At 71.8% G+C, this 13829-nt stretch carries 14 protein-coding genes; 6 read left to right on the top strand and 8 right to left on the bottom strand.

Annotated features, from left to right (window positions below; all coding sequences use genetic code 11):
• The first annotated feature begins 6 nt into the window (after positions 1-6).
• Genes B5D60_RS15400 through B5D60_RS15390 form a run of 3 tightly spaced genes read left to right on the top strand, consistent with a single transcriptional unit; the run spans position 7 to position 3853 of the window.
• Positions 7-804, top strand: coding sequence for a M15 family metallopeptidase (locus tag B5D60_RS15400; RefSeq protein WP_197684340.1), 798 nt, complete (start codon positions 7-9; stop codon positions 802-804).
• Positions 805-838: 34 nt separating this feature from the next.
• Positions 839-2419 carry a Na+/H+ antiporter gene (locus tag B5D60_RS15395; protein WP_172806388.1) on the top strand — a complete coding sequence of 527 codons (1581 nt, stop codon included), beginning with the start codon at positions 839-841 and terminating at the stop codon, positions 2417-2419.
• Positions 2420-2473: 54 nt separating this feature from the next.
• Positions 2474-3853 (top strand): pyridoxal phosphate-dependent decarboxylase family protein, encoded by a 1380-nt coding sequence (locus B5D60_RS15390; RefSeq protein ID WP_078700975.1) that lies wholly within the window; start codon positions 2474-2476, stop codon positions 3851-3853.
• A 12-nt stretch (positions 3854-3865) separates the two neighbouring features.
• On the opposite strand, the gene B5D60_RS15385 is transcribed toward B5D60_RS15390, so the two are convergent.
• Genes B5D60_RS15385 through B5D60_RS15375 form a run of 3 tightly spaced genes read right to left on the bottom strand, consistent with a single transcriptional unit; the run spans position 3866 to position 5795 of the window.
• Positions 3866-4672, bottom strand: coding sequence for a methyltransferase domain-containing protein (locus B5D60_RS15385; RefSeq protein ID WP_078700974.1), 807 nt, complete (start codon positions 4670-4672; stop codon positions 3866-3868).
• Positions 4662-5534 carry a class I SAM-dependent methyltransferase gene (locus B5D60_RS15380; RefSeq protein WP_078700973.1) on the bottom strand — a complete coding sequence of 291 codons (873 nt, stop codon included), beginning with the start codon at positions 5532-5534 and terminating at the stop codon, positions 4662-4664. The genes B5D60_RS15385 and B5D60_RS15380 overlap by 11 nt, the downstream gene beginning before the upstream one ends.
• Before the next feature lie 30 nt (positions 5535-5564).
• Positions 5565-5795, bottom strand: a complete 231-nt coding sequence (locus B5D60_RS15375; RefSeq protein ID WP_078700972.1) for a hypothetical protein — start codon at positions 5793-5795, stop codon at positions 5565-5567.
• A gap of 86 nt (positions 5796-5881) precedes the next feature.
• Here B5D60_RS15375 and B5D60_RS16845 point away from each other — a divergent pair, with 86 nt between their 5' ends.
• The gene (locus B5D60_RS16845; protein WP_153303059.1) at positions 5882-6040 is read left to right on the top strand and encodes a hypothetical protein; all 159 of its coding nucleotides are present in this window, start codon (positions 5882-5884) and stop codon (positions 6038-6040) included.
• A 24-nt stretch (positions 6041-6064) separates the two neighbouring features.
• Here B5D60_RS16845 and B5D60_RS15370 read toward each other — a convergent pair whose 3' ends face one another.
• From B5D60_RS15370 to B5D60_RS15355, 4 genes are read right to left on the bottom strand one after another with little or no spacing between them, the layout of a single operon-like run.
• On the bottom strand, positions 6065-8560 hold the full coding sequence (locus B5D60_RS15370) for a polynucleotide kinase-phosphatase (RefSeq protein ID WP_078700971.1): 2496 nt from the start codon (positions 8558-8560) through the stop codon (positions 6065-6067).
• Positions 8557-9954 (bottom strand): 3' terminal RNA ribose 2'-O-methyltransferase Hen1, encoded by a 1398-nt coding sequence (locus B5D60_RS15365; RefSeq protein ID WP_078700970.1) that lies wholly within the window; start codon positions 9952-9954, stop codon positions 8557-8559. The genes B5D60_RS15370 and B5D60_RS15365 overlap by 4 nt, the downstream gene beginning before the upstream one ends.
• 49 nt (positions 9955-10003) lie before the next feature.
• Positions 10004-10603, bottom strand: coding sequence for a sugar O-acetyltransferase (locus tag B5D60_RS15360; protein ID WP_231948905.1), 600 nt, complete (start codon positions 10601-10603; stop codon positions 10004-10006).
• Entirely contained in the window at positions 10600-11619 is a 1020-nt protein-coding gene (locus tag B5D60_RS15355; protein ID WP_078700969.1) for a zinc-dependent alcohol dehydrogenase family protein, read from the bottom strand. Before B5D60_RS15355 ends, B5D60_RS15360 begins: the two co-directional genes overlap by 4 nt.
• 159 nt (positions 11620-11778) lie before the next feature.
• On the opposite strand from B5D60_RS15355, the gene B5D60_RS15350 reads away from it, so the two are divergent.
• Together B5D60_RS15350 and B5D60_RS15345 are read left to right on the top strand one after the other, a co-directional pair.
• Positions 11779-12663, top strand: coding sequence for a helix-turn-helix domain-containing protein (locus tag B5D60_RS15350; protein ID WP_172806387.1), 885 nt, complete (start codon positions 11779-11781; stop codon positions 12661-12663).
• 7 nt (positions 12664-12670) lie between these two features.
• A complete protein-coding gene (locus B5D60_RS15345) occupies positions 12671-13084 on the top strand; it encodes a (R)-mandelonitrile lyase (RefSeq protein ID WP_078700967.1) in 414 nt (137 codons plus the stop codon).
• 28 nt (positions 13085-13112) lie between these two features.
• Here B5D60_RS15345 and B5D60_RS15340 read toward each other — a convergent pair whose 3' ends face one another.
• Positions 13113-13748: an isochorismatase family protein gene (locus B5D60_RS15340; protein ID WP_078700966.1), complete on the bottom strand. Its 636-nt coding sequence runs from the start codon at positions 13746-13748 to the stop codon at positions 13113-13115.
• Between the last annotated feature and the right edge of the window lie 81 nt (positions 13749-13829).

Below are 13829 nucleotides of genomic sequence, written 5' to 3'. Positions count from 1 at the left end.
GCGGGGGTGCAGTCCAGACCCGACGGGAGCCCCTTCGCGATGCCACACCTCGTACGCCTGACGACCGCGGTCATGACGCTGGCCCTGCTCGCCGGCTGCAGCGGCGCGCAGGACGACGAGCCCGCGCCGAGCCCCAGCAGCGCCAGCGCGACGCCCTCGGCCACGACCTCCGCTCCGTCGCCCACCGACACGACGCCTGCTCCACCGCCCGCGTCGCAGGTCCGCGAGGTCCCCCCGGCGCAGTGGGACGCGATCGTCGGGGCCGGCATGGTGCGCCCGGAGTGCCCCATCCAGCGCCGCGACCAGCTCCGGCGCGTCGACCTGAACTTCGTCGACTTCGAGGGGCGCACGCGTCGCGGTCACGTGATCGTCAACGCGGACGTGGCGCAGAGCATCCAGCGGATCTTCGACCGCCTCTTCGCCGAGGAGTTCCCGATCCGCAAGATGAAGGGGGTCGAGGCCTACGGCGGCGACGTCGCCAGGAGCCTGTCGGCGGACAACACCTCGGCCTTCAACTGCCGCCGCGCCGACCAGATCAACGCGCCGTTCAAGGACTCGCCCCACGCGAACGGGCGCGCGGTCGACATCAATCCGCTCGAGAACCCGTGGATGGACCTGCGGTGCGACTGCTGGACGCCCTCCGCGCGCCACGCCGAGCGCACCCCCGGACGCGGCAAGATCCTCGAGAAGGGTCTCGTGTGGCGGCTGTTCGACCGCGAGGGCTGGATCTGGCAGAACATCGACGTGCCCGACTACATGCACTTCGACACGGGTTACCCGTCGCGTCCCTTCGGCGGAGCCTGAGCGCGGAGTTGCTCGTCTGGGTGAAGATTGACCCGTGCTCGGACTCGAGATGGTCGTCCTGCTGGGAATCGCGATCGTGGCGTGCGGCGCTCTCGCCAGCCGCTACCCGATCGCCCCGGCCATCCTGCTGGTCGTCGCCGGCGTGCTCATCGGGTTCGCGCCGACCCTTCGGGAAGCGCACCTGCCACCCGAGGTCATCCTCCTGGTGTTCCTCCCCGCGCTGCTGTTCTGGGAGAGCCTGACGACGTCGCTGCGGGAGATCCGCAACAACCTGCGCGTCGTGGTCCTCACGAGCACCGTCCTGGTGGTGGCCACGGCCGGCGCCGTCGCGGCGACCGCCCACTACATGCTCGGCATGTCATGGGGCCCGGCGTGGGTGCTCGGCGCGGCGCTCGCGCCCACCGACGCCACCGCGGTCGGCGTCCTGGCCCGCCACCTCCCCCGCCGCACGGTCACGACCCTGCGCGCCGAGAGCCTCATCAACGACGGCACCGCCCTGGTCATCTACGGGCTCGCGGTGGGCGTCACCGTCGGTGAGGAGTACCTGACCGGGTGGCACGTCACCTGGCTCGTCGTGCTGTCGTACGGCGGCGGCCTTCTCGCGGGTGGTCTGGTCGGGCTGCTCAGCTGGCGGATCCGCCGGCGGATGAACGATCCGATGCTCGAGGGCATCGCCATCTTCGTGACCCCGTTTGCCGCGTTCCTGGCCGCCGAGGCGATCGAGGCGTCGGGCGTGCTGGCCGTCGTCGCCTGCGGGCTCTTCCTCAGTCAGGTCGCCCCGCGCATCACCGGCGCGGCCACCCGCCACCTCGTGGTCCCGTTCTGGTCGCTCTCCACCACGATGCTGAGCAGCGCCCTGTTCGTCCTGATCGGTCTCGAGGCGCAGTCCGCGTTCCGCGCCCTCTCCAGCACGTCGATGGCGCAGGCGCTGCTGGACACGCTGCTGGTGGCCGTCGTCGTGATCGGCGTGCGGTGGGTGTGGACCTACACGACGCCCTACGCGATCCGCGTCGTCGACCGGCGCCCGGTCCAGCGCGAGCGTCGCGTCAGCGCGCGCCAGCGGACCGTGACCGCGACGGCCGGCTTCCGCGGAGCGGTCTCCCTCGCGGCGATCCTCGCCGTTCCACGCACCGTCGAGTCCGGAGCGCCCTTCCCCGACCGCGACCTCATCGTGCTCATCGCCTGCGGCGTGATCATGCTGAGCCTGCTCCAGGCGCTGCTCCTGCCGGCGATCGTGCGGTTCGCCCGACTGCCCAGCGACACCTCCGTCGACGAGGAGATCCAGCTCGCCGAGGTCTTCACCCTCGACGCCGCGATCGAGGCCATCGACGACACGGCCACCGAGCTCGGTGTCGGGGAGCTCGTGACGACGCGGGTCCGCCACGAGCTCGACAAGCAGCGGCAGCTGGTGGAAGCCGCTGGGTCCGACGGCGACCCGCTGGTCGAGCACCACGACCAGTACACGAGCCTGTCGCTCACCCTCCTGGCTCGGCGCAGGGAGGCACTCGTGCAGCTGCGCGACGAGCGGCGCATCGACGACATCGTGCTGCGGCAGGTGCAGTCCAGGCTCGACATCGAGGAGATCCGCTTCTCCCGCGCCGGTCCCCCGGAGTGACGGCGGATTCCGCGGGCTATGGACTCACCCTCGACGGTGGGTCATCCTGACGAGATGGACCGGCCGCCGGACACATCGGAAGCCCTCGCCCGTGCTCACGAGCACGCTCTGAGCTGGCTGGCCACCCTGCCCGACCGCCCCGTTCCCCCGGCCGCCTCGGTGGCCGACGTGATCGCGGCCCTCGGCGCCGACCTTCCCGAGGGCCCGACCGATCCTGTCGAGGTCATCGACCTGCTGGCCCGGGCGGCGGAGCCGGGACTGACCGCGATGCCCTCGGGCCGGTTCTTCGGGTTCGTGATCGGCGGCACGCATCCGGCGGCGATGGCGGCCGACTGGCTGACCTCGGCGTGGGACCAGAACTCCGGCATGCGCACGGTCACTCCGGCGGCCACCGCGGTCGACGACATCGCCGAGGGGTGGGTCCTCGACCTCCTGGGTCTGCCCGCAGGCGGCGCGGTCGGCTTCGTGACCGGCGGCACCACGGCCAACTTCACGTGCCTCGCCGCAGGCCGCGACGCCGTGCTCACCCGCGCGGGCTGGGATGTCGGCACCAGAGGACTGGCCGGCTCACCGGGCGTGCGGGTGCTGGCCGGTGCCGAAGGACACGGCTCGGTCGACCTGGCGCTGCGGTATCTCGGCCTGGGTGCGCCCGAGCTCGTTCCGGTGGATGCGCAGGGACGACTCGAGGCGGAGGCGCTCCGCGCGATCCTCGAGGAGGGCGACGACGGGCAGCCGACGATGGTCGTCCTCCAGGCGGGCAACATCCACTCCGGCGCGTTCGACCCGTTCGACGAGGCCATCACGGTGGCGCACGAGCACGGGGCGTGGGTGCACATCGACGGGGCGTTCGGGCTCTTCGCGGGCGCCAGCCCGTCGTTCAGGCACCTCGTCAACGGCTACGAGGCCGCCGACTCGTGGGCGACCGACGCGCACAAGACGCTGAACGTGCCCTACGACTGCGGACTGGCGATCGTGCGCGACCCGGCCGCGTTGCGGGCAGCGATGTCGATGCACGGCGACTACCTCATCCAGGACGCGGCCGGCGACCCGTTCGAGAAGGTTCCCGAGCTGTCGCGCCGCGGCCGCGCGTTCACCGTGTGGGCCGTGCTGCGGTCCCTCGGACGCAGCGGTGTCGCCGAGCTCGTCGACCGCCTGGCCGGGCACGCCCGCGCGTTCGCCGAAGGCATCGCCGGCATCGAGTCCGCCGAGGTGCTCAACGACGTGGTGTTCACGCAGGTCTGCGCAGCCTTCGGCGACGACGACCGCACGCGCGACGTCGTCCGCCTGATGCTGGAGGACGGCACCGCGTGGACCACCGGCTCGGTGTGGCACGACCGGGCGGTGCTGCGCATCTCCGTCAGCAACTGGTCGACGACCGACGCCGACGTCGAGCGCACGCTCGGCGCCCTCCGCGCCGCCGTGGCCGCGTCCTGACGAAGGTCGACGTCACCTGCGCGTGGCGACGACGGCGTACAGCGTGACGGCGAAGACGAACGCTCCCTCCGCCGCGCTCTCCTCGAGCGCCTGCCGCCATGCGGCCTCCTCCCCCGCGGCGGCCGCGCGTCGGGCGGCGAGCTCCAGCACGATGGAGACCGGGGGCTGGTCCAGGGCACGCGGTCGCAGCATGAAGGTGTCGGTCGTGACGCGGGCGTCGACGAACCCGTGACGCCGGACGAGGTCGAGCAGCTGGGCCCCGGCGGCCGGCGACGGGACCCCGGCCCAGTCCTCGAGCCACGCCGCCGCGAGGTGCGGGTCGCCGGGCCAGGTCGCCAGCGTGCGCCAGTCCGTGTCGATCAGGCCGACCCGGCCGCCGGGCCGCAGGACGCGGGCCATCTCCCCGACCGCGACCGCCGGGTCCGCGAGGTGCTGCAGCACCCGCTCGCTGCGCACGAGGTCGAGGGAGCCGTCGTCGCCCGGGAGCCGTTCCGCCGACCCGCGGACGAACCGTGCGGGGTTGCGCGCGGCCTCGCCGCGGCGGCGGGCCTCGGCCAGCATGGTGTCGCTCGGGTCCACGCCCGTGGCCGAGCCGCTCGGGGCGACCAGGACCGCGAGACCCCGGATGTCCTCGCCCGTCCCGCAGCCCACGTCCAGGACGTCCATCCCGGGCAGCGGGTCCAGGTGCTCCAGCAGCCAGGCGTGCAGCCGCTGGATCGGCGGCAGCTGCGCCTGGAGGTCGAGGGCCATCAGCGCGGCCGCCCGTCCCTCGTCGGAGGAGGAGTCGACGTCGTGGAACGTCGGTGCGTCACTGCTCATCCGTTGCCTCCTTGCGTGCGGTGACCAGCCAGACGGCTGAGCCGAACTCCACCCCGCCCGGACCGACGTGCGCGGCCAGGCTCTCGCGGAGCCGCTCGATCGCGGCGTCGCGCTCGTCCTGCGACAGCTCGTCCAGGAGCCAGGCGAACAGCCCCCGCAGGAAGCCGAGGGCGTCGTCGACGTCCGCCCCGAACCACTCCCGGCCCTCGACGCCGTCCACCTCCACGTGCGTCCAGCCCGCGGCCTCGAGCACGGCGCGGATCCGCTCGGGTCTGGACAGCGAGAACATGCCGGGAGCGTCGAGATCGGCGGTCGGCCCCGGAGCCCCGCCCAGCACGCCCAGGGTGACGCGGATCCAGTCATTGCGGTCGGGCGGCTGCCAGGTCATCAGCACCATCCGGCCACCGGGTCTCGTGGCGTCACGCAGGTTGGCGAACGCGGCGACCGGGTCCCCGAAGAACATCGCGCCGGTGCGGGAGAGGACGACGTCGTAGTGGCCCGGCTCGAACGCGTGCACCTGGGCATCGGCTCGGACGAAGCGCACGGTGCCGAGCCCCTCGGCCTCGGCACGGCTGCGGGCGACGTCGAGCAGCTGGCTCGACAGGTCCACCCCGAGCACCTCGCCGTCGACGGAAGCGCGGGCGGCCCGGCGCGTCGTCAGGCCACCCCCGCAGCCGACGTCGAGGACGCGCTCGCCCCGACGGACGGCGACGTCTGACTCGAAGCGCTCCTGGTAGTCCGCCACGGCGCGATCGAACCGGTCGGCGTGGGCCGCCCAGTACTCGCCTCCGGCGCCGTCCCACGACTCCGCCTGGGTCAGGTTCGTCTCGTGGACCGTCGTGTCCGCGCTTCGGGACTCCATCGCACCTCCACCTCCCACAGGGGCCTCTCCCTAGTGACCTCCTGAGGTGGGGTTCGCGTCAAGGGCCCGCGTGTCACGCCGGAGTCGCCACGAGCGCAGGACCGAATGGCTGCCGAGGACGAACCAGACGAGAGGGATGAGCCACCGCGCGACTCCGGGCTTGATCGGGTCAATGGCGAGCACGAGGGCGAACGCCCACGTCGAGAGGCCCAGGACGAGCCACGACACCCATCCCGGCTTCTCGCCCACGTCGTCGGTCACGTGCTCATTCTCGATGCGAGGAAGAGCGCTCGCAGCAAGATCGAGGATCTGCGATCACAGGCTCTACGTGGGCTTAGGATCCGAGGATGCCGAGCCTTGAAGAGTTCGCAAGCACGCCGGAGCCGGGTCCACCACCCCTGCGCACCGTGATCCTGGTGTGGTTGTCCGTGCTCTCAATCGTCGCGGTGATGGCGATTCTGAGTACTGCGGTCCTCGTCGCACTCATCGCCACGACGGAATTCTGACAACGCAACGCTGGCGGGAAGAAGTTACAGGCGCGGGTCGACCGGCTCGGACTCCATCGCGAGCACCGCGAAGACGCACTCGTGGACTCGCCAGGTGGGCTCGCCGCTGACGTGGCGCTTGAGCGCCTCGAGTCCCAGGGCGTACTCGCGCAGCGCCATCGAGCGCTTGTGCCCGAGGTTGCGGTCGCGGAGACGCGCGAGGTTCTGCGGCTCGGTGTAGTCGAGGCCGTAGATGATGCGCAGGTACTCGCGGCCCCGCACCTTCACGCCGGGCTGGACGAGGCCCTTGGGCCCGCGCGTGAGGTTGGCGAGCGGCTTCACGACCATGCCCTCGCCGCCGGCGCCCGTGAGGGCGTTCCACCACTCGACTCCCGCACGGACCGAGGCCTCGTCGGCCGGGTCGACGACCAGTCGCCCGGTCGTCGTGAAGAGGTCGCCGTCGCTCTCGACCAGCCGGTCGGCGATCGCGAGGTGCCACAGGTGGTCGCGGGTCTCGAAGGTCTCCGAGTCGCTCGCCAGCACCTGGAACGGCGCGATTCGAAGCCCGTCGAGGCCGTCGACCTCCCAGACGTAGCGACGGTAGGCGGCCGTGTACGCATCGGCGTCGTCGCGGCGGCGACTCGTGCGCCCGGCAAGATCGCCGACGTCGAGGCCTCGCTCGGCCGCGGCGCCGACGACGTCGAGCGTGCTGGCCAGACCCGCGCGTGCCGCGGCTCCGACCGCGGCGTACTGCTCACGGATGAGCGCGCCCGCCTTCGTCGACCAGGGCATGATCTCGGCGTCGAGCACCAGCGATGCCGTCCCCAGCTCGTCCCACAGCTGCGCCGCGGCAACGGCCGAGGCAACCCGGTCGAGGACGGCACGCTCGGACGCGGCGTCGAAGAACGCGCGCCCGGTGCGCGTGTGCACCACGCCCCCGCCGTCGCGGTCGACGACCAGCACCGCGCGGGAGCCCATGTGCTTCTCCTCGCAGATCACCCGGCCGGCGCCGGTCCGGGCGAAGTGCGTGAACGCCTGCTCCGGGTGCTCCAGGTGATCCTCGAGCGACGAGGTGTCGCTCGGCGACATGGTCGGCGGCAGGTACACCAGGCGCGTCGGTTCGACGGCGAAGCGGCTCATCACCTCGAGTGCGCCGGCCGCGTTCTCCTCGCGCAGCGAGATCCGGCCCATGGTCGAGGTCTCGATGATCCGAGGACCGAGGACGTCGTCGAGGCGCAGCGTGTCCGGCTCGCGCTCCGGCGGCGCGAGGGGCCGGACCGGCTCGTAGTACGTCTCCGCCGCGAGGACCTGGACGACCTCGCGCTCGGGATAGCGCAATGCGGTGAGCGAGCCCCCGAAGACGCAGCCGGTGTCGAGGCACATCGTGTTGTTGATCCACTCCGGCGTGGGCGTCGGCGTGTGGCCGTAGAGCACCATCGCCTGACCGCGGTAGTCCTCGGCCCACGGGTACCGCACCGGCAGGCCGAACTCGTCGGTCTCGCCGCTCGTGTCCCCATAGAGCGCGAACGCACGGACGCGACCGGAGGCACGGCCGTGGTAGCTCTCCTTGAGCCCGGCGTGGGCCACGACGAGGCGTCCGCCGTCCAGCACGTAGTGCGCGATGAGACCGTCGACGAAGCCCGCGACCTCGGCACGGAACTCGTCGGACTCGGACTCGAGCTGGGCGAGCGTGGTCTCGAGGCCGTGGCTGACGGTGACCTTGCGGCCGGACAGCGCGTTCGACAGCTTCGCCTCGTGGTTGCCCGCGACGCAGAACGCGTGGCCCGACGCGACCATGCCCATGACGAGCCGCAGGACGCCCGGCGAGTCGGGTCCGCGGTCGACGAGGTCACCCACGAAGATCGCCCGGCGTCCGTCCGGATGGTTCGCGTCGACGGGCCGCCCGGCGCCGTCGCGGGTGATCGCGTAGCCGAGGTCGTCGAGCAGCTGCTCGAGCTCGGCCCGGCACCCGTGGACGTCCCCGATGACGTCGAACGGGCCCGTGACGTCGCGCAGGTCGTTGTGCAGACGGGTGCGCTCGAACGTCGCCGCCTCGATCTCCTCGACCGACGACAGCACGTGGACGTGACGGAAGCCCTCGCGCCGGAGCGACTTCAGGGACCGTCGCAGCTGGTCGTGCTGCCGCTTGACGACGGACGCGCCGAACGTGCGGTCGGGCCGCTCGGCGTTCCGCGCGACCGAGACCGCCGGCGGCACGTCGAGCACCACGGCGGTGGCCAGCACATCGTGGTCCTTCGCCACCGCGATGAGGCTCCTGCGGGCGTGGGGCTGCACGTTCGTGGCGTCCACGACCGTCAGCAGTCCCCGCGACAGGCGCTTGCCGACGATGAACTCGAGGAGGTCGAAAGCGTCGGTCGTCGCCGACTGGTCGTTCTCGTCGTCCGACACCAACGCACGGCAGGCGTCCGACGAGACGACCTCCGTGGGCAGGAAGTGCCGCGCCGCGAACGACGTCTTGCCCGAGCCGCTCGCGCCGACCAGCACGACGAGCGACACCTCGGGCACCTGGAGCACGCTCATGCGGCCACCTCCTCGGCTCGACGGAACACGGCCAGCTGGGTGGGGGTGCCCCGCTCGGGATCCTCGGCGCCGATGCCGGCGCGCTCGACCGTGTAGCCGTACCGGGCGGCGACGCCGTCGCTCCACGCCGCAAACTCGCTGCGCGTCCACTCGAACCGGTGGTCGACGTGACGGAACCCGCCCGCCGCCAGTGCCGGGTAAAGGGCGTTGTACTCGGTGTTGGGCGTCGTCACGACGACCGATCCGGGGCGCATGAAGCCGAAGACGTTCGCCACGACCGCCGGGAGCCGGTCCTCGTCGACGTGCTCGACGACCTCCATCAGCACGGCGAGGTCGAAGCCCAACAGCCGCGGGTCCTGGTACTGCAGCGACGACAGCCAGAGGTCGAGCCGATCCGCCTGGCGCTCGGTCATCCGGTCGACGTGCAGTCGCTTGGACGCGACGTCGAGCGAGCTCGCCGACACCTCGGTGCCGACCACTCGCTCGACCCCCTGCGTCTCCAGCAGGCGGCGGAGCAGGGCGCCCTGCCCGCAACCGAGATCGAGCACGGACCCCGGGCGCAGCTGCTCGACCTGCTCGACCACGGCGTCGTGCCGCAGGCGGACGAGCGGCGGCTCGACCGCCTCCTCGGGCGCGGTGGGCTCGGTCGACCCGTCCAGCTCGTCGAGTCGCTCGCGGACCTCGTCGACCATGTCCCGCTGGCGCGCCAGGTAGCGGCGGCTGATCAGCTCGCGCTCGGGGTGGGTCGCGAGCCAGCCGGTCCCGGCCCGCACCAGCTTGTCCACCTCGTCGGAGCTGACCCAGTAGTGCTTCCCGCCGTCGAGCACGGGCACCAGCACGTAGAGGTGGTTGAGCGCCTCGCTGAGGGTGAACGACCCGGTGAGGGTCACGGCACAGAAGTCGGACTCGCCCCACGCCGGGATCGCCGGGTCGAGCACGATCGGCTCCGCGACGACGTCCCACCCGAGCGGCCCGAACATGCGGGTCACCAGGTCGGCGCCGCCGGGCATGGTCGGCACCTCGATGCGCAGGTCCAGTGGCTGGCCGACGAGCTCGGGACGTGGCTTGCACTGACCGTTCAGGGCGCTGCGGAAGACCTTGCCCATCGCGACCGACAGCAGCGACGTCGCGGCGTAGGGCCGGTCGTTCACATACTGCGCGAGCGAGAATCCCTCGGTCCGCCCGCGACGCCCGCGCACCAGGGCGATCGGGTCGACCTCGAGCACGAGCGCGACGGTGCAGCGCTCGGGCGAGACCTCGGGGTACAGGACCGTCGCCGTCCCGCCGTACACGTCGAACGTCTGCACGCGGTCGGGGTGCTTGTGGAGCAGGTAGCCGAGGTCGCTCGCATCGGCGAGCGCATCGCTCCGGGTGGCGGTGATCGTCAACAGCACCCGCCCATTGTGACGGGCCGGACGCGTGAGGCTGGCAGGAACGTCCCGATCAGCCGGGTTGAGGGCCGAACCCCGTCTCGCGCAGCACCCTCGCCGGGACGCCGGCGACGATGGCGTGGGCCGGCACGTCCTTCGTGACGACGGAGCCGGCGCCGATGATCGCCCCGTCCCCGATGGTCACGCCGGGGACGACCGTCACGGACGCGCCGAGCCACACCTGGCGCCCGATCACGATCGGGGCCGGCAGCATGTCCGCTCGGCGGTCCGGGTCGACGGAGTGGTTGAGGGTGGTCAGCGTGCTGCCGTGTCCGATGAGCGTGCCGTCCCCGATGGTGATCCCGCCGGTGTCCTGGAAGCGGCACCCGAGGTTGATGAAGACGTCCTCGCCGAGGATGAGGTTCTTGCCGAACTCGCTGTGGAAGGGCGGGAAGAGCGCGACCGACTCGTCCACTGCCCGTCCGGTGAGCTCGGCCAGCAGGTCGCGGATCTCCTCGGGTGTGCGGTAGCCCGAGTTCAGCCGGCTCGTGATGCGGAAGGCATCCTGGGCGGCATCGTGCATGAAGCGGTGCTGCTCCGAGCCACCCTCGATGAGAGCGCCTCGGGCCACGTGGGCCAGGAACCGCGGCAGGTCCATCCCGACGTCGCTCACAGCGTGAGCAGCACCTTCGTCGCGGTGCGCTCGTCCATGGCGCGGTAGCCCTCGGCGGCGCGCTCGAGCGGCAGCGTGAGGTCGAACACCTTGCCGGGCTCGATCTTCCGGTCCCAGATGAGCTGGATCAGCTCGGGCAGGTACTGGCGCACGGGCGCGGGTCCGCCGTGGAGGTGGACGCCGGCCATGAAGAGCTCGTCACCGGGGATCGCGACGTCGTGGGAGACGCCGACGAAGCCGACGTGGCCGCCGGGCCGTGCGGAGTGGATGGCCTGCATCATCGCCTCCTGCGTGCCGACGGCCTCGATCACCGAGTGGGCGCCGAGGCCGTCCGTGAGCTCCTTGACGCGGGCCACGCCGGCGTCGCCGCGCTCCTCGACGATGTCGGTCGCGCCGAACTCCCGTGCGAGGGCCTGACGATCGGCGTGCCGGCTGAACGCGATGATGCGCTCGGCACCGAGCTGCTGGGCGGCGAGGATGCCCAGCAGGCCGACCGCGCCGTCACCGACGACCGCGACGGTCTTGCCCGGTCCGGCCTGGGCCGCGACGGCGGCGAACCAGCCCGTGCCCAGCACGTCCGAGGCGGCCATGAGGGACGGGATCAGATCCGGCTCGGGCATCCCCGGTGTCGCGACGAGCGTGCCGTCCGCGAGCGGGATGCGGGCGAGCTCGGACTGGGTGCCGAGGGTTCCCATCAGCACCCGGTGCGTGCAGTACGCCTGGTAGCCGGCGCGGCAGATCTCGCAGGTGTTGTCCGAGGCCCAGAACGAGCCGACCACGAAGTCGCCGACCTTGACGGTCCGCACGTCCGAGCCGATCTCCTCGACGACGCCGACGTACTCGTGACCCATCACCTGGTGGTCGACCGGCTCGGCGCCGCGGTAGGGCCACAGGTCGCTGCCGCAGATGCAGGTCGCCGAGAGTCGGATGATCGCGTCGGTGGGCTCGATGATCCTCGGATCCTCGCGGTCCTCGACCCTCACGTCTCCGGGTGCGTGCATGACTACCTGGCGCATCGATCGCTCCTGTTTCTCGTCGTCCGCGGTGCCGGCACGGCACCACGAGATCCAGTGAACCGGTCGCGCCGGCGGGCAGGAAGTCACTGCGAATGGGTGTACTGGCAGGGCATCCCTCGTGGTCCGCACGAGCCGCTGAACGGCCGTAGGCTCGAAGACGTGGACAACCGTCAGGACGCCCGGCGGGAAGTGAGCGAGTTCCTCACCACCCGGCGTGCGCGCATCACCCCCGACCAGGTCGGCCTCCCGACCACCGGCACCCGTCGCGTGCCCGGCCTGCGCCGCAGCGAGGTCGCCTCGCTCGCCGGGCTGAGCGTCGAGTACTACGCCCGGCTGGAACGCGGGCACATCGCCGGGGCCTCCTCCGGAGTGCTCGAGTCACTTGCGCGCGCCCTGCAGCTGGACGAGACCGAGCGGACGCACCTCTACGACCTCGCCCGCGCCGCGGACGGCATCCCCGCCTCGGGCAGGCCACGGCGCCGCTCCCCGGGCAAGGCCGCGTCGCGGCTGAGCCTGCAGTGGGCGCTGGAGGCGATCACCGAGGGTGTCGCCTTCGTGCGCGACTCCCACCAGAACCTGCTCGCCACCAACACCCTCGGCCGGGCGTTCTACTCCCCCGTGATCGGCGAGGGCGGCCGCACGCCGAACCTGGCCCGCTTCCAGTTCCTCGATCCCACCTCGCGCGAGTTCTACCCGGACTGGGACCTGTTCGCCGAGATGTGCGTCGGGATCATGCGCGCCGAGGCAGGCCGCGACCCCCACGACCGCGAGCTGCAGGACCTCGTCGGCGAGCTCTCCACCCAGAGCGAGACGTTCCGGCGGCTGTGGGCCGACCACAACGTCCGCACCCACGGCACGGGGACGAAGCGCTTCCACCACCCCGTCGTCGGCGAGCTGACGTTCGCCTACGAGGAGCTCGCCATCACCGCCGAGCCGGGCCTCGTCCTGCTCGTCTACACCGCCGAGCCCGGCTCGCCGTCCGCCGAGCGACTCCGCCTGCTCGCTTCCTGGGCCGCATCGGCGGACACCGCCACACACCGATAGGAGCACCATGCAGATCACGCGCAGCTCACTGGACACCGCCAAGGGACCGGCCGACTGGTTCACCGGCGACGTCTACATTGACGCCGTCGCGGCCGCCCCGGCGCCCTCGCGCGTCACCGCCAACCTCGTGCACTTCATGCCCGGCGCCCGCACCCACTGGCACCGCCACCCGCTGAGCCAGACCGTGTTCGTCACGGAGGGCGTCGGCCTGTGCCAGCGGCGCGGCGGACCCGTCGAGGTCATCCGCCCCGGTGACCGTGTCCTCTTCGAGGCCGGTGAGGAGCACTGGCACGGCGCTACTCCCCAGCGCCTCATGGTCCACCTCGCCATCAACGAGGGCGACGACGACCACGACGTCGTGAACTGGCTCGAGCCGGTCAGCGACGATGAGTACGCCGCGGGGCCGACGCCCGAAGCGTGATTCCGGCGCGCAGTCCCGCGAGGCGAGGTCAGCCCGCGAAGGCCGCCCGACCCTGCGTGGCCGAGGTGCCGAGGTCGCTCTTCGGCAGTGCCGCGCCGGCTCGGACCGCGGCGGCCCAGTCCTCCGTGCTGGCGACAGCGGCGAGGTTGGACTGCAGCAGCACCAGCAGCGCCGCGTGGAGCTCGGCCGCGGAGACCTTCCCGGCCTCGTTGGCAAGGTGGATCGCGCCGGTGGCGTCGGAGAGGACCTCGGCATCCAGGCCCAGCTCCTCGGCGCCGAAGACGGTGCCCAGGTCGCAGTTGTTCGTCATGTAGCCGACGATGCTGATCGTGTCGACGCCCTGCTCGGCGAGCCAGGAGGCCACGTCGGTATCGGCGAAGACGCTCGACTTGTGCTTGACGACCCGCTTCCAGGTCGGCTGGGCGAGGGCCTCGATCTCGGGGTGCAGCGACCAGCCGTGGCTGCCCTCGGCGAAGACCGGCGCACCCTCGGGCGTCTGGTGCTGCACCACCACGACGGGCAGGCCCTGCGCTGCGGCCACCTCGATGACCTTCGTGATGTGGGCGAGGCTCTGATCGCGCGGCGGCGACTGGATCTGCAGGACTCCGTCGAAGTACTCGTTCTGGACGTCGATGACGATCAGGGCGCGGCGCGGGGCGTTCATGGTGCCTCCTGAGTGGCGTGGTCGGGTGCTCTGGGATCGACCCTGCCGGTCTGCCCGGGGTACCGTGAGTGGCACCAAAGC

Origin of the sequence: Aeromicrobium choanae (assembly GCF_900167475.1) — a bacterium.
GTDB lineage: Bacteria > Actinomycetota > Actinomycetes > Propionibacteriales > Nocardioidaceae > Aeromicrobium > Aeromicrobium choanae.
Note: the sequence above shows the minus strand (reverse complement) of the source record. Positions and strands in the feature narration are given on the sequence as shown.